We start from the raw sequence: 20,531 nt of genomic DNA on the forward strand, positions 1-20,531 counted from the left end.
CCCGGTGCGCTTGAATGCGCGCCGCGCGGCCCTCATCCTTTCACCATGGAAACCACCCTTCTTTCCGCCGCGCCGGGCTATCAATCGCTGGAGCGGCCTCTGCAATTCTCGTCTTCGGCCGCGAACAAGGTTCGCGAACTGATCGCCGAGGAAGGCAACGACGCCCTCAAGCTGCGCGTTTACATCCAGGGCGGCGGCTGCTCGGGCTTCCAGTACGGCTTCGAGTTCGACGAGCAGCAGGGCGAGGACGACCTCGCCGTGCAGACCGACGGCGTGACCCTGCTGGTGGATCCGTTGAGCCTGCAATACCTGATGGGCGCCGAAGTCGACTACACCGAAAGCCTGCACGGTTCGCAGTTCGTGATCCGCAATCCGAACGCCAAGACCACCTGCGGCTGCGGGTCGTCGTTCGGCGTTTGAGCGGCGCCGCGATGCACCGGGCCGCGTCTCGCGCGGCCTGGCCTTTGCACCGCCCTTCCTGAAACAGCCTTCTGGGGCGCTGGATGAGACCGTTCGCATTCGTGGAAGCCGATTCGGCCTGGCGCGCGTCGCTGGACCGCGCCGACCATCTGCGCGACCAAGCCGATGCCTTGACCGCCCTGTGGCCGCAGGCGCGGGTGATCGTGCTCGACAACGCCGGCAGCGCTCTGGCCAACGCCGACGGCAGTTTGTGTGCGCCCTTGGGCCCGGAACTCACCGATGGCCCCGGCGGCGTCGGCGCTTCGATCTTCCTGGGGCTGGCGCCGGACGGACAGGGCTGGTTCGCGCTCGATGCCGAGCTGGTCGCGTTCGAGGCGCCGCGCCGGGTCGACCTGCGCAGCGCCGCCGCGCATTGGCCGATGCTCGAAGCCAGCGTGTTCGCCCAGGCCCGCGCCCTGCAGCACTGGCGCAGCCGCAATCGCCATTGCGGCGTGTGCGGCGGCGAGATCGCCTTTTCGCGCGCCGGCTGGCTCGGCCGTTGCGGCCAATGCGGCAGCGAACACTACCCGCGCACCGACCCGGCGGTGATCGTCGCGGTCAGCGACGGTGCGCGTTTGTTGCTCGGTCGTCAGACCGGTTGGCCGGCGCGGCGCTATTCGGTGATCGCCGGCTTCGTCGAACCCGGCGAATCGCTGGAGCAGACCGTCGCCCGCGAAGTGCTGGAAGAAACCGGCGTGCGCGTGCGCAGCTGCCGTTACCTGGGTTCGCAGCCGTGGCCGTTCCCGGGTGCGCTGATGCTCGGCTTCGCTGCGTTGGCCGAGGCCGACGAACCGCAGGTCGGCGACGAACTCGAAGAAGCGCGCTGGTTCACCCTCGACGAGATTCGTGCCGCATCCGCGCGCGGCGAACGCGCTGCGGCGCCCACGCTCGGCGAACGCGATGCCGCGTCGGCGCCGGGCGAACGCGATGCCGCGTCCGTGCTAGGCGAGCGCGATGCCGCACTCGAGGACGACGGCCCGCTGTTGTCGCCGAGCATCTCGATCTCGCGCTGGCTGATCGACCAATGGCGCCTGGCCGCCGAGGCGGACGCCGGGCGTTGATCCCGGCAAGGGATGCGTTCGCGAAAGACGCCGCCCGCGCGCTCGCGACATGCGCGGCGGTACGGAGCCGATGCATCGCCGTTACGGTCGCCCACAGTCGCGGTGTCGCGCGGTCGCGCTAGAATCCCAGGCAGATCGGACCGGGATTTTTTCGCCATGCCAGGAGCGTTGCCGCAATGTCAGTCACGCTGATCGCCGCCGTCGTCGCACTCGTGCTCGGCCATCTTGCTCAGTCGCTGGCCGCGTCGGTGCGTCACTACGGCTGGTACAGCGACTGGCTGCGCTGGATCGACAGCCGCTTTCCGGAAGACAGTTTCTGGCGCGGACGCTGGGGCCTGGTCATGGCCGTGGTGCCGCCGCTGCTTGCGGTGACCCTGTTCCAACTGGCCCTCGACGAACCCTTGATCGGGCTCGGCGGGCTGCTGTTCGGCATCATCGTGCTGTTCTACGCCTGGGGCCCGCGCGACCTCGACCAGGACGTCGAAGCCCTGGCCTCGGCGCGCGACCTCAACAGCCGGCGCGAAGCCGCGGCGCGGTTCTGGCCCGAAGGCGGCACGCCGTCGCTCGATGGCGGCTCCCTGGTCGAGGCGGTGTTCCGCAACGCCCTGCGGCGCTGGTTCGGGGTGTTGTTCTGGTTCCTCCTGCTCGGCCCGGTCGGCGCGCTCGGTTACCGCCTGGTGGCCTTGGCCGCCGAAGGCGAGGCCTCGCGCCATCTGCCCGGCGAAACCCTGGCCGGCGCGCGCACTGCCTTGGCGTTGCTGGATTGGCCGGTGGCCCAGTTGTTGACCCTGGCGCTGGCCCTGGTCGGCAATTTCGACACCGTGCTCGGCGCCTGGCGCGAATCGGGCGGGGCGCGTTTCAGTCTCGACAACCGCTTCCTCGGCGCCGTCGCCCGCGCCAGCGTGAAGTGCGAGCTGGCCGAAGAAGCCGCCGACTACGTCGACGAATCCGGCGTGGCGAGCACCGCCGTCGCCCTGGCCGCGTCCGAGGCGCCCGAGCTGCGCGACGCGATGAGCCTGGTCTGGCGCAGCCTGCTGGTCTGGCTGGCGGTGCTGGCGCTGTTCGTGATCGCCGGTTTCGTCGCCTGAGGCGAGCCCCGCCGGTTTGCCGTTTGAGACCGTTTAGCCGAAACCGACGCCCCCGCATGGATGGGGGTAGGGGGGCGCCGCTCGGCCTGCGTTTGTACGGACAGGTTTCCAGGAATCCTGCGAGCCGCGCGAGTAGCGCGTTCCCCCCGGCCGGGCCGGCGGGCCGAACGCCGGTCCTGCCTTGGGGGCGGACGGACCCGCGCGCCGCCGGCGCATTGGTGACCGGCCGCGCTGCTCAGCGCGGTTGCGACAAACAGCACGGTTCCGGCGACAGAGCGATGCAATACCCGTTACGCGACACAGGAGTCCGGTGGTCACGATCTGAACCCCTGTAAGGCGAGCGGTCCCGCATCGCGCCTGCGCGCCCTCACGTTTGCGGAGGACTCGATCTGGTGAATCGCTTCACGTCCATCATCCACGCCGGTTTCGCGCCTGGCATCGCCGCGCACGACGGCCAGGGCTTCGTTCACCCGGCCGACGCGCCTGGGCTAGTATCGAAGCAATTTCCTGGAGCGTGGACGAAGGTGGACGTGGGTCAGGATTCTCCAGCGGCGAACCAACCCGCTTCGACGCGTCAGGACGATGATCACTTCATCGTGTTCCTGCGCGAGCATCGCGAGCCGTTGATCGCGTTTCTGCGCAAATCCGCGGCGACGCACGAGGATGCGCAGGACATCGCCCAGGAAACGATGATGCGCATGCTGCGTTATCGCGACCAGCCGGCCGAAGCGCTGAAGATCCTGATGTACCGCATCGCGATCAACGCGCTCAACGACCGCGGGCGGCGCCAGAAAACCCGGCATGCGCCCGAGCACGTCAGCCTCGACGAGGACTATCACGCGCTGCCTTCGCAGGAACCCACGCACGATCAGCGCGTGGCGACCGAGCAGGAACTGGCACTGGTGCGTGCAGCGATCATGCAATTACCGATGCGCAGTCGACAGATCTATCTACTCAATCGCATCAACGGCATGAGTTACACACAGATCGCGCGTCATTGCGGTATTTCTGTAAAGGCAGTGGAGAAGAATATCGGCCGGGCGCTCGCGCTTTTGCGCGCACGCATGAAGGACAGCGGCTTCGAGACCTTACAAGCACCATGAAGACATCAACTTCCGCATCGATGGATCCGAACACGGCGCTTTCCGGCGAAGGCCGCGCCGAAGCGTGGGTCGCGCGGCTCGCGTCGCCCGAGTGCACGGCGCAGGAACGCGCCGAGTTCGATCGCTGGCTCGACGAGTCGCCGCAACACGTCGACGAGTACGTGCAGGCCGAGCGCACCCATCAACTGGCCGCGGCCTTGGCCAACGACGAGATGCTGCAGGCGGCCGCGCGCATCGCCTGGCGCACCACCGGCCGCGAAGCGACGCGTTCGCGCTGGTGGGCGCCGACCGCGCTGGCCGCGTCCTTGCTGGTCGCGACCGTGGTCGGCGTGACCTGGCTGCGCACCGCGCCGGCGCCGGTCCCCGACGAACGCCATGCCACCGCGGTCGGCGAGCAGCGTTCGCTGCGCCTGGCCGACGGCACCCGGGTATTGCTCGACACCGATTCGGCGATCGTCGCGCGCTTCAGCGAGCGCGGCCGCGAAGTCGTGCTCGACCGCGGCCGGGTCCGGTTCGAGGTCGCCGCCGATCCGGCGCGTCCGTTCCTGGTCAAGGCGGGTCGCGGCGAGATCCGCGACATCGGCACCACCTTCCAGGTCGAGAAGACCGATGCCGTGGTCAGCGTCGGCCTGATCGAGGGCTCGGTGATCGTCTCCGGCGGCGTCGCCCAGGCTTCGAGCACCCTGCAACCCGGCCAGCAGCTCAGCTACGACGACAGCGGCCGCCTCGGCGCCGCCGAACCCCTGGACATCAAGGCCGCCCAGGCCTGGCCGGCCGGCAACCTGGTGTTCAAGAACCGCCGCCTGGACGCCCTGCTGCTGGAAATGAACCGGTATTCGGCCACCAAGCTGCGCCTGGCCGAGCCCGGCCTGGGCGCGATCCCGGTCAGCGGCGTGTTCCACATCGGCGACCAGGCCTCGCTGCTGGAGGTCCTGGAACGCGGTTGGTCGCTGAAGGGCGAACCGAACGACGACGGCGACATCGTCCTGCGCCGCAAATCCGGCTGACCCGGCCTCTGTGGGCCGCGTCGATGCTATGGTTGGACAGCGCCGTCAACAGGGGGCGCCGAGTTCCGCTCTGGTCTGATCGATGCGGTTGGTGGATGGTCAAGATTTCCTATGCGTTCATCGTTTCCGTCGCGCTGACATTCGCGCCTGAAGTCGGGGCCCATCAGGCTCCCAAAGGCGATTTCACTGCAGATGGCTACCGCATCCAGGCCGGCGCGCTGGATGATGCACTCAATGCCTTCGCGGCCCAAAGCCGCGTACAGATCCTCTATTCCCCGTCGTTGGTCGCGAACCGCCGCAGCAGCGGCCTGAACGCCCATGTCTCGGCGCGCGACGCGCTGGCCCGTTTGCTGCAGGGCACCGGCCTCACGGCGGTAGCCGTAAACGCCAATACCTACTTGCTGCAGGTCGTGCCGCGCCCGCGACCGGTCGCGGCGCCTCGTGCGACCGTGCGGCGGGACACCTCCGGTCCGGGTTCGCCGACCCAGCTCGACACCGTGCACGTCACCGGCACGCGCATCCCGCGTTCGGCCTTCCAGACCTCGACCCCGCTGACCATCATCACCCGCGAGCAGATCCGCTCGAGCGGGCACCAGACCCTGTTCGACCTGTTGCGGCTGATGCCTGGCATGACCGGCCACCACCCGCGCGACGTCGCCACCGCCGGCGGCGCCTCGCAGGTGCCCTCGGCCGCGGCGGCCTCGTCGAGCCTGTACTCGCTGGGCCCGCGTGCGACCTTGTTCCTGGTGGACGGCCGGCGCATCGCGAACTACGGCCTGGTCTCCACCGACATGGGCGCACTCAGCGATCTCAACGGCATCCCGTTGAGCATGATCGACCGCATCGAGATCCTGCACGGCGGCGCCTCGGCCATTTACGGCGCCGACGCGATGGCCGGCGTGGTCAACATCATCCTCAAGAAGGACTACAGCGGCGGCGAAGTCACCGCCAATTTCGGCGTGTCCGAGCGCGGCGACGCCGAGCAGCAGCGCTTGTCGGTCAATCTCGGCCTGCAGACCCGCGGCGGCGGCAACGTCTTCCTCAGCGCCGATCACTTCACCCGCAACCCCCTGGTCGGCAGCCAGCGCGACTGGAGTACGGTCAATCAGGAAGACACCGGGTTGCAGGATGCGCGTATTCCGTTCGGCTACTACTTCGGCAATTACTACATTCCCATCAAGGGTTGCGAAGACCTCGACGTCGGCAGCGAGGGCCAGGCCTGCAGCCTCGACCGCGCCCGCTACGTCAGCCTGCAGCCGGGCATCACCAGCAACGCCTTCTACGGCCACTACCGCCAGCCGGTCGGCAGCCACAGCGAAATCTACGCCGACGTGCGAGCGACCCGGGTGGTCCTGGAGATGCAGAACGCGCCGTTCTTCGGCCTGGTGAACCTGCCCGACGACAGCCCCGACGCGTTCGCGCCGATGCCGATCCTGCCCCTGGCCTACGCTTTCTCCGAGGTCGGGCCGGTGCGCAACCGCACCACCACCACCACCCGCGACTCGACCCTGGGTTTCCGCGGCTACCGCGGGCGCTGGGAGTGGGATGTCAGCCTGGCCCAGCGCCGCAACAAAGTGCTTAACCGCATCGACGGCCTGATCGACGAGCCCAAGCTCGAAGAAGCGGTCGAGGCGGAAAAATTCAGCTTCACCAAGAAAGGCAACACCGAAGAAGTGATCGAGGAAATCTCGCCGCAGAACACCCTCGGCGGCGAAGTCATCCTCGACAGCGTGGTCGCCAACTTCGACGGCCCGTTGTTCGCGATGCCCGCCGGCGACGCCACCGTCGCGGTCGGCGCCGAGGCGCGCCGCGAACGCCTGCGCAGCCGCCCCGGCGGGGCGTTCATGCGCGGCGAGGTGGCCTTGGCGCAAAAGATGGATGCGCGCAATTCGCACCGCTACGACTCCGCGCTGTACGCCGAGATGAACCTGCCGCTGCACGAGAGCCTGTCGATCGACGCCGCCTGGCGCGTCGACCACAACGGCGGCCATGGCAGCCGGGTCTCGCCGAAGGCGGGGTTCAAATGGTCGCCGCTGCAAAGCCTGACCTTGCGCGGCTCGGTCGGCGAAGGCTATCGCGCACCGACCCTGTTCGAGATGCGCCGGCCGATGACTTTCGGCGACACCGCTATCGTGCCGTGGAACTCGGCCACCGACCCCTGCCTGATCCAACTCAGCGAAACCAGTTGCCAGGTCGACAAGCACGCCACCGTCAATTCCAAGCTCAAGCCGGAAACCTCGCACAGCCGCACGCTCGGCATGATCTGGTCGCCGACCGACGCTTTCAGCCTGAGCGTCAACCACTACCGCATCCGCCGCAACAACGAGATCCTGGTGATCAACTCGCTGCAGCGGCCGGAGTTGTACCCGGAAGCCCTGGTGCGCGATTCCGACGGTTACCTGATCGGCGTCAACATGTACCTCGACAACGTCGGCAGCACCGACGTGCGCGGTTGGGAGTTCGATGCCGACTACCGCTTCGAGACCGCGCGCCTGGGCAAGTTCGCGCTGCGCCTCAACGGCCACTACCTCGATCACCTGATCCGGCGCTCGCACCCGAAAGTCGACGCGCTCGACTATGCCGGCTACACCACGCCGAACCGCAGTGCGCTCGGCAGCGTGCAGTGGAGCTACCGCAACTGGATCACGACCCTCAACCTGCGCTACATGGGGCCGGCCAAGGTCGATTTCGGCGACCCCACCAAGAGCTGTTACAAGACCTGGCAGGTCAGCGGCAAATGCCGCACGCCGAGCGCGACGGTGACCGATCTCAACATCGCCTACGGCGGCTTCGAGCACTGGCTGCTGAGCCTCAACGTCAGCAATCTGAGCGACCACACGCCGGTCAATTACGACGAAAGCCCGGGCGGTTACAGCATCGTCGACGACGATCCGGTCGGGCGCTATTACCTGGTCAGCGCGACGTATCGTTTTTGAGCGGCCAGGCGGCGCGCGATCAGCCCGGTGCGAGCCAGGCGAACGGCCACCACGGCAGGTTGCGCAGCAACCAGAAGCCCAACAGCAGGCCGATCCAGAATTTCGCGCTGATCAGCGTGGCGACGACGGCCTTCGGCAGCGGCAGCCGATAACCGAAGCCCTGCAGCGCCAGCAAGGGCACCGCGATCATCAACAAGGGCAGCAGCGGGTTCATCGCCATCATCTGGGCGAAGTCGCCGTGCACCAGCGCGTGCAAGGCGCGGGTCATGCCGCAGCCGGGGCAGTACAGGCCGGTGAACTCGTAGAACAGACAACCCGGCAGCGGGCTGCCTGCGGCGCTGGGATCGAAGCGCCGTAATACCCATACGCCGGCGGCCGCCGCGGCCGTGGAGGCTGCGGCGGTCGCGGCGAGCGCGAGATGGCGCGATCCGGGTTTCATGGTGTCGCTGCGGCGCTGCCTGAAGCGATCAGCGCGTCTGCATGCGCTGGAATTCCTGCAGCGCATCGCCGTACAGGAAGGAGGCGCCGTTGATGAAGAACGACACGATCATCCAGATCAGGCCGAGCACGGCCAGGCCGGTGCAGACCCAGGTCCAGATCTTCGCGTTCTCCGAAGCGCGGCGCGCGCCGGCTTCGTCGCCGGAAGCGAACTTGCCGTTGACCTGGCTGCCGTAGACGATCGCGACGATGCCGGGGATCGAGCCGACCATGCAGCACAGGCAGAACGTCAGCACGGTGACCGTGATCGACCAGGCGAGGTAATTCGGATACGGCGAAACCGGTGCTCCGGCGGACGGCTGATTCATGAGATCCCCTTTCTCGAACGATGGATGCCGCGACGCGGCGGTCGGGGCATCCTATCAGCGCGCCTTGCGGCCCGGCACTCCCGGCCGGGCGTTCGCGGCCCGATCTCCAGCCCGATATACCGCTGGACCGGCGGCGCTCAGGCGCGGTCGCCGCGCAGCGCGCGCACCTGGGCTTCCAGCGACTCGGCGCTGACCGTTTCTGCCTGCAATGGCGGATCGGCGACCACTTCGACATGGGCGCGGAAACGCCGCGGCACCCGCATCCGCGCCAGACGACCGCCTTCGGCGCGCGCATTGCGCCGGCTCCACATGCTCGACCACATGCCGCGCAGCGCCATCGGGATCACCGGCACCGGCCGCTTGTCGAGGATGTGTTCGACGCCGGACTTGAATTTGGCGATCTCGCCGTCCTTGGTCAGGGCGCCCTCGGGGAAGATGCCGACCAGTTGGCCGTCGTCGAGCGCGGCCTCGATTTCCTCGAACGCGCGCCGCATCACCTCCGGGTTTTCCTTCGCGCCGGCGATCGGGATCGCCTTGGCGGTGCGGAAAATCCAGCTCATCACCGGGATGTTGAAGATCTTGTAGTACATAACGAAGCGCACCGGCCGCGGGATGCTCGCGCTGAGGATCAACGCGTCCATGTAGCTGACGTGGTTGCACACCACCAGCGCCGCGCCTTCGTCGGGAATGCGTTCGGTGCCCGACACCCGCAACCGGTACAGGGTGCGCACCAGCACCCAGCTCAGGAAGCGCATCAGGAACTCGGGCACGATCGTGAAGATGTAGATCGCGACCACCGCATTGGCGATCGCCAGGGCCAGGAAGATCTGCGGGATGGTCCAGTGGAAGAACTTCTGCACGATCACGCCGAGCGCGGCGGCCAGGACGATGAAGGCCGCGTTCTGGATGTTAATGCCGGCGATCACGCGCGACAGCTCGTTCTTCGGCGTGCGGTTCTGGATCAGCGCGAACAACGGCACGACGAAGAAACCGGCGAACACGCCGATGCCGACCAGGTCCATCATGATCCGCCAAGCGCCTGGCTGGGCGACGAAGCCGGCGACTTCCAGGCCGCTGACCGTGGCCGGACCGCTGCGGGCGAAGAACAGGTCGACCATGAAGGCGCTCATGCCGAACGCGCCGAGCGGCACCAGGCCGATCTCGACGGTGCGCGCCGACAGCCGTTCGCACAGCATCGAGCCCACGCCGGTGCCGACCGAGAACAGCGCCAGGGCGAAGATGTACAGCGTCTCGGCGCCGCCGAGGTTGTCGACGGCGTAGGTCGGCAACTGCGAGGTCAGCACCGTGCCGACGAACCAGAACCACGACACCCCGAGCACGGAGTTGCGCACTGCCGGCTGGCGCCGGGTCATGCGCAGCACCTTGACCGACTCGGGGATCGGGTTCCAGTTGATCTTGAGCCCCGGCTCGCCGGCGTCGGCGCGCGGGATCAGGCGGCTGACGATGTTGCCGGTGATCGCCAGGGCGACGATGGCGCTGGCCGCGACCACCGGGCCGTGGCTGCCGGCGAGCTTGAAGATCAGGCCGCCGAAGATCATCCCGACCAGGATCGAGATCGAGGTGCCCATCTCGACCAGGCCGTTGCCGCCGGTGAGTTCCTCGGGCTTGAGCACCGAGGGCAGGATCGAATACTTGACCGGGCCGAACAGCGTCGACTGCAGGCCGGTGCCGAACAGCGCGATCAACAGCAGCGGCAGGTTCTGGGTCAGGAACCCGACCGCGGCCAGCGACATGATCGCGATCTCCATGGTCGTGGTGATGCGGATCAGCTTGTGCTTCTCGAGCTTCTCGGCGATCTGGCCCGCGGTCGCCGAAAACAGGAAATAGGGCAGGATGAACAACGCCGGCGCGAGATTGGTATAGAGCGTGCGTTGCTCGGGACTGACGCCGAGATAGAACAACAGGCCGATGATCGCCTGCCGATAGACGTTGTCGTTGAAGGCGCCCAGGGCCTGGGTCAGGAAGAACGGCAGGAAGCGCCGTTGGGTGAGCAACGCGAACTGGTTGTGCGCCATGCCGTCCTGCTTGTCCGATCAAACCCGCACGTCGATGTGCGGCTCGCGCGAAGGATTCGCCGGGCGAGCCTAACAAACCCATCCCCGCGCCGTGTAGCGGGAATGGGCGGAGTAGCGGAAAAGTAGACTCCGAAGCTACGGCGCCAAACCGCAACGCCTTTACCAAGGCGGTCCCGCCACGCTGCGATGGCCGTTCCTCTCGACCCGCCTTTGCGGTTCCGCCCAAGAACCGTCTTGCCGTTCCCCCTTCGAGAAGGGGGCATGGGGCCGTTCTCGCTCCAGAGAACCGCGCTCCATGCCCTCCCCGCGTTCGAAGCCACGCCCCCGCCGTCTTTGTGTATCCCAATGTATCCGCGCCCGTTCCCGCCCGGCTTGCATACAAAACCCGGTGGCCGCGGACACGCGCCGGATACCCCGTCACGGTCGAATGCCCTGGTCCGCCCACCGCGCCAGGAGCCCGCCATGATCGCCGTATCGACCGACCGCCCACACGACCCGCAACGCCGCAGCCTGCTCGGCGGCGCCGTCTTGGCTCTGCTCGCCGCTCCGCTCGGCGCTGTCGGTTCCGTCTTTGCCGAGCCCGCCAGCAGCGCCGGCCCTCGCCGTGCCGCCACTGCGGCCGTCTGGGGCCCGCTCAAGCAAATCGACGCCGGCGTGCTGCGCGTCAGTTACGCCGAACTCGGCCCGCGCCATGGTCCGCCGGTGCTGCTGCTGCACGGCTGGCCCTACGACATCCACACCTACGCCGAGGTCGCGCCGCGTCTGGCTGCGCGCGGCTACCGCGTCATCGTCCCCTATCTGCGGGGCTACGGCGCCACCGTCTTCCTCTCCGCCGACACCCCGCGCAACGGCCAACAGGCCGCGCTCGCCGCCGATGCCATCGCCTTGCTCGACGCGCTCGGCATCGACTCGGCGATCGTCGGCGGCTGCGACTGGGGCGCGCGCACCGCCGGCATCCTGGCCGCGCTGTGGCCGCAGCGCTGCCGGGGCCTGGTCTCGGTCAGCGGCTACCTGATCGGCAGCCAGCAGGCCAACCAGGCGCCCTTGCCGCCGAAGGCCGAGCTGCAGTGGTGGTACCAGTTCTACTTCGCCACCGAACGCGGCGAGCGCGGCTATGCGCAGAACCGGCGCGAATTCTCGCGCCTGATCTGGGAACTGGCCTCGCCGCAATGGCGCTTCGACGACGCGACGTTCGAGCGCAGCGCCGCCGCGTTCGACAACCCCGACCATGTCGCGGTGGTGATCCACAACTACCGTTGGCGTCTCGGCCTGGCCCAAGGCGAACCGCAATTCGACGAGCTCGAAGCGCGCCTGGCCCAGGCGCCGGCCATCGCCGTGCCCACCATCACCCTGGAAGGCGATGCCAACGGCGCCCCGCACCCGCCGGCGGCGGCCTATGCGCGCAAGTTCACCGGCCCCTACGCGCACCGCGAACTGCGGGGCGGCATCGGCCACAACCTGCCGCAGGAAGCGCCGGAGGCATTCGCGCAGGCCATCGTCGAGGTGAACGCGCTATGAGCCGACCGTTCGCAGCGGTGCGTCACGGCTCTGCTCTTGCCGTTCCTCTTTGAAAAAGAGGAGGAATGGAGGCCTTGCTCCAACCCAGCGCAACCGCAACCGCAACCACAACAGCAACAGCGCAAATCCCGCGCCCCTGCTGCACAGGCGCCGCCCCCTCTCCAAAGGGGGGGCAACGGCAAACGGCGTTGTCTACCAAGCCGCGCAAGTGCCAAGCCATCGCTCTTGCCGTTACCACTGAATCGCATTGGTGGTTTTCCGTCCTGCCGCTGAGGGTTTTGCCGGGTGCCGGACGCCGGCGGCAATGTCGACATTGGCCGCATCCGTCGTAGGAGCCCGGTCCATGCACGTCCGTCATTGCCGCTTCATTGCCGTCCTGCTCGCCGCTCTCGCCATTCCGGCGGTATCCGCCCTGGATCTCGGCACCCTGCCTGTCGACACGCCGCAGGTGACGCCGTCGGCGCCCGTGTCGAGCTACCTGCACGACGTGTCGCAGCCGATTCCCGGGGTGAGCTGGATGACCGGCATCACCGAGCATCACCGCATCACCATGGCCGACGGCGTGGAACTCGATGCCTGGATCGTGCGGCCGGACGTGGCCGGTCCGGTGCCGCTGGTGCTCGAACTCACCCCGTATTACGGCGGTGGCGATCCGACCGTGACCAAGCCGGTCAGCAACGCCGCGAGCTACCCGTACAACATCGCCATTGCCGCGCCGTTCCAGGAGCTGATCAAGCGCGGCTACGCCTTCGGCATCCTGTCGATGCGCGGCACCGGCGCGTCCGGCGGCTGCTTCAGCATCGGCGGGCCGCAGGAGGCCAAGGACATGGCGACCGCGATCGAATATTTAGCCGCCCAGCCCTGGTCCAACCAGGCGGTCGGCGCGATGGGCGTGAGCTACGACGGCACCGCGCCACAGGACCTGTGGGTGGAAGCGCCGCCGCACCTGAAGACGATCGTGCCGATCAGCGGCATTTCCGACATGTACAAGTACAACTACGTCAACGGCGTGACGATCGAAGACACCCGGGGCTTCAATACCTACTACTGGCTGCTCGACGGCATGGTCCCGGCCGGTCTGGAAGGCGGCAGCCAGCTGCTCGATCCGGTCACTGCTCCCGATGCGGTGACCGGCGAGGTCTGCAAGGAGCGCATCGACGTTACCGCGGAAGGCTTCACTTCCCTCATCGCCGGCGACAAGACCCCGTACTGGCAGGCGCGCGACCATCTCGCCGCACTCAAGGCCGACCCGTCGAAGAAGCGCGCCAGCGTGTTCTACATCCACGGCCTGCAGGACTGGAACGTCAAGCCGCACAACATGGAGGGCTGGATTGAAGCCTTGCAGGGCAGCAACGTGCCGTTCAAGGCCTGGCTCGGCCAATGGGATCACGCCTGGCCGGACCGCAGCGACTGGATCACGGTAATGACGGCGTGGTTCGACCAGTTCCTCAAGAATCGCAACACCGGCATCCTCGATGCGCCCAGGGTGCAAGTGAAAGACGACGCCGGGAAGTGGCGCAACGAGCCGCGGTGGCCCGCTACCGGCAAGAAAGTGACGCTGTACCCGCAGGTGACCGGAACGCTCGGCACCACCCAGAGCGTGGGCTTTGCGGACTACAACGATTACTCCGGTCAGGACGTCAACGAAACGGCGCCGCTGCCCGACGATCGCGTCGCGTTCGTCACCGCGCCGCTGGCCAACGATTTGCACCTGTCCGGCATGCCGCGTTTCGAGGGCATCGTCGCCTCCACCGGCGCGCGCGCCAACCTGATGCTGACCCTCGCCGAACAATTGCCGGACGGCACGCTGCGTCCGTTCAACTTCGCCTCGCTCAGCCTGAACCACGCCGAGAGTCTGGCGCACGGCAAGCCGAGCGTGGCCGGCGAACCGCAATACGTCGGGGTGAACTTCTATCCGCAGGAAGACGTGGTGCATGCCGGCAACCGGCTGGTGCTGCTCGCCGCGGGCGATCTGATGTTCTATGGGCAACCGGGCCCGGCGATGGCGCCGTTGGCCACGGGCTCGCAGATCATCCTCGACCTGGCGAGCAGCAAGCTGGTGCTGCCGAACGACACGACCTTGAGTTACGAAATGCCCTGAGCTGCGGCGCCCTTTTCAAAACGGGACAACAGCAAACTGCCGCCTATCCCCTCCACAGTCTCAAGGCGCCGCTTTCGCCGTTCCCCCTTTGAAAAAGGGGGGCGGGGGGATTTGCTTTTGCGCTGACGCAAAGCGATAGCAAAAGCTCGAATCCCCGCGTCTGCCGCGCAGACACCGTCTACTTTCCTAACGGGGGGCAACAACGGCCGCTGTCGCTTAGCACCCGCCCGCTCAACGCCCCGCCGCATCCTGCCAGTCCGCCGAACCTTCGGGCCGCTCCCGTGCGATCCGCGACCACGCCGGCTCCTGCCGCCAGCGCCGCGTAGTGCGCTGGAAAAACTGGCTGTTGGGCACCTGCAGCACCGAGTCCTCGCCGTCGGCGTGGACCTCCTGCAAGGTGGTGTAGATGAAGTTGATGTCGACGACCCGCCCGCGCAACCCCGGCTTGTCGCCGTTTTCCAGCACCTCGATATAGTCGTACAAGCGGAACGGCCGGGTGGTCAGGATCAGGAACGCGCAGAAAATATTCGACAACACGCTCCACGCGGCGAAGAACGCCACCGCGCCGACCGCGACGAAGCCGGTCAGCGTCGTCCACACCACCGAGCCGGAAATACCGAGCCGGTTGAGGAACAGCAGCAGCGCGGTGATGTAGATCAAGGTGCTCAGCACCCGTCGCAGCCCCAGCCCGAACGCCGGCGCGATGTCGTAGCGGGCGCAGACCCGCCGCACCAACTGCCGCAGCAGCGTGGTCAGCAGCCAGGCCCCGACCAGGATCGCCAGAGCCTCGCCCAGCTTCATGGCGATATAGGCGCCTTGTGCGATCGTCGGCGACATGGATGCGGTGTCCTTGGCGTACGGGATGGGCCGGCAGTGTAAGAGGACAGGGGTTAGCGTGTCGTGCGCAGCTTGTCGATCTCGATCGTGCTGGAAAACGCCGGACCGGCCGAGCGCACCCAATGGACCCGCGACACCGGACTCGCCCAGGTCCCTCGCGTCCGCCGTCCGCTGATCGAACAGGAAGTCGCCGACATCGTGGTCCTCCTGAAGTATCTGGTTGCAGATCGGGGCATCGAGCTGGAACAGACCGTGGCCGACAAGCTGCGCGGCGATGCCGAGCGCTATCGCGTCGCCAAGCCCCGGGGGACGATGAAGAAATACAACGAGCTCTGATCTGAAGCGACATCGCCACGGAAGCGAGCTCGGCATGGCTCAGCTGCCGGGTGTCATCCGGAGACGTAACCGTCGGCCCAGCCCTGAACGTCTTCATCCAACTCGTATTCAGTGATGTGGAACCCCTCAACGGTCTCGCTGCCAGGCGCAACAATGCCCGGCAGATCACGAAACCCGAGTTGCTTGTTGAAGCGTGCAACAGCTTCGCGAGCACGGGAGTCTGAGTTGTACACACCCAATAGCTTCACGTCTTCATCGCCGCCCGGGACGACATGAAGATGATGGAGAATGAATACTTTGCTCATGGGATAAGCCCCGGTGGCTATGTCATCGTGAGGTGAAGACTATGCCGCCGATCATGCGCGAAACTGGCTGGCATCTCGCCCCCAGCCAGCCTCGCCCGGCTACGCTGAGGCGGTACCTTGGGAATAGGAGGTCGCCATGTCTGCGGATACCAAGACACCGTTGGATCAGGTCAATGCGGCGCTGAACCAGCTCAAGGAAATGCGTCATTACGCCAAGAACTACGTCGAGCAGTTGACCGCGCAGTGGCTGCTGTTCGACGGCGAGTTGAAGAAGCTCAAGCAGGCGGAAAACATCGAGGAACTGATGACGCGACAGGGCGAGTTGTACGACGCCCTGGAGAAGGAGATCGCCGAACTGGAGGTCGTGGTGGTGGCCTTGCAGCCGGCGCCTGAGGAGGGTGCTGCGTAGCGGTTTCTCTCTCGCCTTTGTGTGAGGCGGACGGCGCGGAATCGGGCCTTGGCTTGCGCGGCCTCGATGTTTGGCGATGAATTCGATGTCTTGCCGCGTCCCGTGATCGCGGCTTGCGCCGCTCCTACCCCTGTGTCGCTGAGCGACGTCGAGGCGGTGGGTTCTGCGTGTGCGTCAGTCGCGTCTCACGCCGCTCCTGCAGGCGGGGCGGGGGCGCTTTCGGGAGTGAGGCAGCTCCGTCCCTATCAATATCTTAGCCGACTGGGGGCTTGCGGCAAGCCCCCGGGCTTGGTGCTCAATCGCCCGCCGTAGCGAGGCTACGGAACCGGGAGATGGGTTATGAGCATGTGGTTATCGAAGTGGGCCGTGCGGGAGCGCGGGCATCGCGGTGGCGCGAGTGATACGGCGACGGATCGCCGCCATCCAGAGCTGCGCGCGAATCAGGGGCGCGACGCGCGCGCGGCGAGTCGGCATGAGGTGATCATCGCCGGTGGCGGGCCGACCGGCTTGATGTTGGCGGGCGAGCTGGCTTTGGCCGGTGTCGACGTGATCGTGGTCGAGCGGCGCGCGAGCCGGGAGCTGGCCGGGTCGCGTGCGGGTGGGCTGCACGCGCGCACGCTCGAAGTGCTGGATCAGCGCGGCATCGTCGATCGGTTCCTTGCCGAAGGGCAGGTGGCGCAGGTCGCCGGCTTCGCCGGGGTGATGCTGGATTTGGGCGGCTTTCCGACCCGCCATCCCTATGGGCTCGGGCTGTGGCAGAACCATATCGAACGCATTCTCGCCGACTGGGTCGACGAGCTCGGCGTGAACATCCATCGCGGATGCGAGGTGGTGGGCTTGGTGCAAGACGGGGCCGGCGTCGAGGTCGCGCTGTCCGACGGTACGAGTTTGCGTGCGCAGTATCTGGTCGGCTGCGATGGCGGGCGCAGCCGGGTGCGCAAGGCGGCCGGCATCGATTTTCCGGGTTGGGACGCGACCACCAGCCATCTGATCGCCGAGGTCGAGATGGCGCAGACGCCGCCCTTGGGTATCCATCGCAGCGGCTTCGGCATCCATTCCTTCGGCCGGGTCGAGTACGAGATCCGCAACGGCGAAGTGATCTACGGCGACACCGGGCCGGTGCGGGTGATGCTGACCGAGGCGCAAGTCGGGGGCGGCGGCGAACCGACGCTGGAGGATTTGCGTGCGGCCTTGATCGCGGTGTGCGGGACCGACTACGGCGTACACAGCCCGACCTGGATCTCGCGCTTCACCGATGCGACGCGGCAGGCCGCTACGTATCGCGAGCGGCGCGTGTTGTTGGCCGGCGACGCCGCGCACGTGCATGCGCCGGATGGCGGGCAAGGTCTGCAACTCGGCGTGCAGGATGCGGTGAACCTGGGCTGGAAGTTGGCCCAGGTGGTCAAGGGGATATCGCCGGACAGTCTGCTCGACAGCTATCACGCCGAGCGTCATCCGGTTGCGGCGCGAGTGCTACGTACGACGATGGCGTCGATCGCGTTGCGGCGCGGCGACGAACGTACGACGGCCTTGCGCGAGACCGTCGCGGAGTTGCTCGGGGCGGAGGAGTCGCGCCAGCGGTTTGCGGCGATGTTGTCGGGATTAGGGATTCGTTACGAGCTCGGCGACGGGCATCCGCTGCTCGGGCGGCGCATGCCGGATCTGGACTTGCTCGTCGGCGATCAGTCGATGCGGGTGTATGCCTTGTTGCGCGAGGCCCGGCCGGTGCTGCTCGATTTCGGTGCATCTGATGCCGTCGATATCGGGTCTTGGGCGGACCAGGTTCGCGCGGTTGACGCTCGGTACGACGGCGCTTGGGAGCTGCCGGCGTTGGGTGCGGTGACGGCGCCGGCGGCGGTGTTGATCCGGCCGGACGGTTACGTGGCTTGGGTGGGTGATGGGAGCGATGCCGGGTTGAGCACGGCGTTGAGCGAATGGTTCGGTGGAGCGAATACGGCGTAGCGGTCGTGGTTTCTATCTGCGCGTTCCGCGGTCGCGGCTCACGCCGCTCCTACAGGGCAGGGCCGATGACCTCGCGAGATCGGAGCATGGCGGTCGCGGCTTGCGCCGCTCCTACCCTGGGCTGCGTTGCCTTGTAGGAGCGAGGTGAGTCGCGACCGAACTGCCGGGGGCGGAGAAACGGCCGGGAGAGGAGGCTCTTCCGGCCGTTTCGGTTTATGCGCAGCGATGGATGAAACTTGGCTTCAGCCCTTCGCCGCCTGTTCGCGTTCGATCGCGCGCCAGCCGATGTCGTTGCGGTGGAACTCGCCGTCCCAACGGATCTTGGCGAGGGCGGCATAGGCCTCGCGCTGGGCCTGGGCGACGTCGTCGCCGAGGGCGCAGACGCACAGCACGCGGCCGCCGGCGGTCAGCACCTCGCCGTTGGGGCCGAGTTTGGTGCCGGCTTGGAACACCTTGGCGTGCGGCGGCTGCGGCGCGGTCAGGCCGTGGATGACGTCGCCGGCCTGCGGCGTTTCCGGGTAGTTCGCCGCGGCCATGACCACGCCGAGCGAGGGGCGCGGGCTCCACTGCGCCTGCACGCTATCGAGCTTGCCGTCGAGCGCGGCTTCGACCAGGTCGAGCAAGTCGGAGTCCAGGCGCAGCATCACCGGCTGGGTCTCGGGGTCGCCGAAGCGGACGTTGAACTCGATGACCTTGGGCGCACCGGCCTGGTCGATCATCAGGCCGGCGTAGAGGAAGCCGGTGAACGGCACGCCGTCGGCGATCATGCCGTCGACGGTCGGCATCACCACTTCGCGCATGACCCGCGCGTGCACTTCCGGCGTGACCACCGGCGCCGGCGAATAAGCGCCCATGCCTCCGGTGTTGGGGCCGGTGTCGCCGTCGCCGACGCGCTTGTGGTCTTGCGAGGTCGCCATCGGCAGTGCGTTCTTGCCGTCGACCATCGAGATGAAGCTGGCTTCTTCGCCGTCGAGGAATTCCTCGATCACCACGCGCGCGCCGGCGGCACCGAAGGCGTTGCCGGACAGCATGTCGACGACGGCGGCTTCGGCTTCTTCCAAAGTCATGGCGACGATGACGCCCTTGCCGGCGGCCAGGCCATCGGCCTTGACCACGATCGGCGCGCCTTTCTCGCGCAGATAGGCGAGGGCGGCGTCGACCTCGGTGTGCACCGCGTAGTACGCGGTCGGGATGCCGTGGCGGGCGAGGAAGTCCTTGGCGAAGGCCTTGCTGCCTTCGAGCTGGGCGGCCGCGGCGGTCGGCCCGAAGATGCGGCGGCCGTCGGCGCGGAAGCGGTCGACCACGCCGGCGACCAGCGGGGCTTCGGGGCCGACCACGGTCAGCGCCACGCCTTCGTCGGCGGCGAGCTTGAGCAGGCCGTCGATGTCGGTGGCGGCGACGGCGACGTTGCGGCACTTCTCCTCGTGCGCGGTGCCGGCATTGCCGGGCGCGACCAGCACCTCCTCGATGCGCGGCGACTGGGCCAGCTTCCAGGCCAGCGCGTGCTCGCGTCCGCCGGAACCGATAACGAGGATCTTCATGCGTGCTCCAGCGGGGGTAAGGACATCAGCCGCCCATTTTACGCGCTGGCAGGGGGCGGGGCGACCGCTGTACGGCAAGCCTGGCGCAGCGAGGCTCCGGGTAGAAGCGGCGCAAGCCGCGACCTCCGGCCGGAGAGGTGGTTCAGCAGGAGAGGAGTCGCTTCGGAGAAGTGTGTTGCGCTGGAGGGGCCGGGCTTCGAGCGGTCGCGGCTTGCGCCGCTCCTACCCCAAAGCTGGCGATCGCCGCGGTCGGAGTGCGACCCGAAGCGCAGCAGGCATTACTGGATCAGCGCCTCGGCGCGAATCACCCCGTCCTCGCGCATCTTCGCCATGGCCAGGTCGGCCAGGCTGTCCCACAGCGGCGGCGGCAACCGGTTCTGGCGCAGGTGCCAGAGCAGGGCGAGGGATTGATAGCGGCCCTCGCGCCAGGTCAGGGTCGCGCGCCAGGCCGGCTGCAGGGTCTGCGGGTCGAGCAGTTCGACGCGATAGGCCTGTTCGGCGATTTCGCGGCCGTCGCGCTTCATGCCGTCGAGCGACACCCGCAGCACCGGCGCGCCGACCTCGCGGATCGCCTGGGTGGTGCGGGCCTGGTGCTGCATCGCCGCGGCGCGGGCGCTGGCTTGTGCGACCTGGCCGAAGCGTTCTTCGTCGCTGCGCGCAGACAAGGCCTGGGTTTGGTAACCCAACTCGCTCAGGCGCCGCTCGAGCGCGCGTGCGAGCCGTGCGGTCGAGTCGCGGCGCAAGCCGGCGTCGAGGTTTAGGGACACGTCCGGCTCGACCAGCAGCACGGTCACCGCGCGTCCGGCGGCGCGGTAGTCGCCGAGGGTCTCGCTGTCGACCGCTTGCCGGCGCGAATACTGCCAGCCGGCCCAGCCGGCGATGACCACGCACAGCATCGCCAGCACGAGCAGCTTGCGTGCGATCGAACGGCCCAGCGTGTGTCGCGGCGGCGGTCGGTTCATGGCGGAGAGGGCGCCGCCAGTGGCGGGCAGCGATAAGTCGGGAGTTCGCAAGCGGCGCGGATGC

The 20,531-nt window shown here is 67.5% G+C and carries 18 protein-coding genes; 11 read left to right on the forward strand and 7 right to left on the reverse strand.

Going from position 1 to position 20,531, the window contains the following annotated elements; translation table 11 throughout:
- Window positions 1-45 precede the first annotated feature (45 nt).
- The 6 genes from erpA (at window position 46) to EX88_RS0106375 (ending at window position 7,654) form a co-directional block, all read left to right on the forward strand.
- Window positions 46-420, forward strand: a complete 375-nt coding sequence (gene erpA / locus EX88_RS0106350; protein WP_031371162.1) for an iron-sulfur cluster insertion protein ErpA — start codon at window positions 46-48, stop codon at window positions 418-420.
- Between the two features lie 83 nt (window positions 421-503).
- Window positions 504-1,520 (forward strand): NAD(+) diphosphatase, encoded by a 1,017-nt coding sequence (nudC, locus tag EX88_RS0106355; protein ID WP_031371163.1) that lies wholly within the window; start codon window positions 504-506, stop codon window positions 1,518-1,520.
- 176 nt (window positions 1,521-1,696) lie between these two features.
- Entirely contained in the window at window positions 1,697-2,608 is a 912-nt protein-coding gene (ampE, locus tag EX88_RS0106360; protein WP_031371164.1) for a regulatory signaling modulator protein AmpE, read from the forward strand.
- Window positions 2,609-3,000: 392 nt separating this feature from the next.
- Entirely contained in the window at window positions 3,001-3,711 is a 711-nt protein-coding gene (locus tag EX88_RS23555; RefSeq protein ID WP_318025797.1) for an RNA polymerase sigma factor, read from the forward strand.
- A gap of 20 nt (window positions 3,712-3,731) precedes the next feature.
- Window positions 3,732-4,718, forward strand: coding sequence for a FecR family protein (locus tag EX88_RS0106370; protein WP_031371166.1), 987 nt, complete (start codon window positions 3,732-3,734; stop codon window positions 4,716-4,718).
- A gap of 95 nt (window positions 4,719-4,813) precedes the next feature.
- Window positions 4,814-7,654: a TonB-dependent receptor gene (locus EX88_RS0106375; protein WP_031371167.1), complete on the forward strand. Its 2,841-nt coding sequence runs from the start codon at window positions 4,814-4,816 to the stop codon at window positions 7,652-7,654.
- A 19-nt stretch (window positions 7,655-7,673) separates the two neighbouring features.
- On the opposite strand, the gene EX88_RS0106380 is transcribed toward EX88_RS0106375, so the two are convergent.
- The 3 genes from EX88_RS0106380 to EX88_RS0106390 form a co-directional block, all read right to left on the reverse strand.
- Entirely contained in the window at window positions 7,674-8,093 is a 420-nt protein-coding gene (locus EX88_RS0106380; protein WP_031371168.1) for a DUF2752 domain-containing protein, read from the reverse strand.
- A 28-nt stretch (window positions 8,094-8,121) separates the two neighbouring features.
- Complete coding sequence (locus tag EX88_RS0106385; RefSeq protein ID WP_031371169.1) at window positions 8,122-8,460, reverse strand: CD225/dispanin family protein; 339 nt, start codon at window positions 8,458-8,460, stop codon at window positions 8,122-8,124.
- Between the two features lie 137 nt (window positions 8,461-8,597).
- Complete coding sequence (locus tag EX88_RS0106390) at window positions 8,598-10,496, reverse strand: MFS transporter (protein WP_031371170.1); 1,899 nt, start codon at window positions 10,494-10,496, stop codon at window positions 8,598-8,600.
- A 462-nt stretch (window positions 10,497-10,958) separates the two neighbouring features.
- Here EX88_RS0106390 and EX88_RS0106395 point away from each other — a divergent pair, with 462 nt between their 5' ends.
- Window positions 10,959-12,014: an alpha/beta fold hydrolase gene (locus tag EX88_RS0106395; protein ID WP_031371171.1), complete on the forward strand. Its 1,056-nt coding sequence runs from the start codon at window positions 10,959-10,961 to the stop codon at window positions 12,012-12,014.
- A 343-nt stretch (window positions 12,015-12,357) separates the two neighbouring features.
- Window positions 12,358-14,115, forward strand: coding sequence for a CocE/NonD family hydrolase (locus EX88_RS0106400; protein WP_031371172.1), 1,758 nt, complete (start codon window positions 12,358-12,360; stop codon window positions 14,113-14,115).
- Window positions 14,116-14,346: 231 nt separating this feature from the next.
- Here EX88_RS0106400 and EX88_RS0106405 read toward each other — a convergent pair whose 3' ends face one another.
- Complete coding sequence (locus EX88_RS0106405; RefSeq protein ID WP_051884612.1) at window positions 14,347-14,952, reverse strand: mechanosensitive ion channel family protein; 606 nt, start codon at window positions 14,950-14,952, stop codon at window positions 14,347-14,349.
- Between the two features lie 72 nt (window positions 14,953-15,024).
- On the opposite strand from EX88_RS0106405, the gene EX88_RS23560 reads away from it, so the two are divergent.
- Window positions 15,025-15,288 (forward strand): hypothetical protein, encoded by a 264-nt coding sequence (locus EX88_RS23560; RefSeq protein ID WP_152566124.1) that lies wholly within the window; start codon window positions 15,025-15,027, stop codon window positions 15,286-15,288.
- Window positions 15,289-15,341: 53 nt separating this feature from the next.
- Here EX88_RS23560 and EX88_RS0106415 read toward each other — a convergent pair whose 3' ends face one another.
- The gene (locus tag EX88_RS0106415; protein WP_031371174.1) at window positions 15,342-15,593 is read right to left on the reverse strand and encodes a DUF7336 domain-containing protein; all 252 of its coding nucleotides are present in this window, start codon (window positions 15,591-15,593) and stop codon (window positions 15,342-15,344) included.
- Window positions 15,594-15,729: 136 nt separating this feature from the next.
- Between EX88_RS0106415 and EX88_RS0106420 the strand changes: the two genes are divergently transcribed.
- A complete protein-coding gene (locus tag EX88_RS0106420) occupies window positions 15,730-16,002 on the forward strand; it encodes a hypothetical protein (protein WP_031371175.1) in 273 nt (90 codons plus the stop codon).
- A 366-nt stretch (window positions 16,003-16,368) separates the two neighbouring features.
- A complete protein-coding gene (locus tag EX88_RS0106425) occupies window positions 16,369-17,964 on the forward strand; it encodes an FAD-dependent monooxygenase (protein ID WP_200875804.1) in 1,596 nt (531 codons plus the stop codon).
- 242 nt (window positions 17,965-18,206) lie between these two features.
- Here EX88_RS0106425 and purD read toward each other — a convergent pair whose 3' ends face one another.
- Together purD and EX88_RS0106435 are read right to left on the reverse strand one after the other, a co-directional pair.
- Window positions 18,207-19,505: a phosphoribosylamine--glycine ligase gene (gene purD, locus EX88_RS0106430; protein WP_031371177.1), complete on the reverse strand. Its 1,299-nt coding sequence runs from the start codon at window positions 19,503-19,505 to the stop codon at window positions 18,207-18,209.
- A 278-nt stretch (window positions 19,506-19,783) separates the two neighbouring features.
- The gene (locus tag EX88_RS0106435; RefSeq protein WP_031371178.1) at window positions 19,784-20,467 is read right to left on the reverse strand and encodes a hypothetical protein; all 684 of its coding nucleotides are present in this window, start codon (window positions 20,465-20,467) and stop codon (window positions 19,784-19,786) included.
- Between the last annotated feature and the right edge of the window lie 64 nt (window positions 20,468-20,531).

The sequence above is a fragment of the Lysobacter antibioticus genome (assembly GCF_000731095.1).
GTDB lineage: Bacteria > Pseudomonadota > Gammaproteobacteria > Xanthomonadales > Xanthomonadaceae > Lysobacter > Lysobacter antibioticus_B.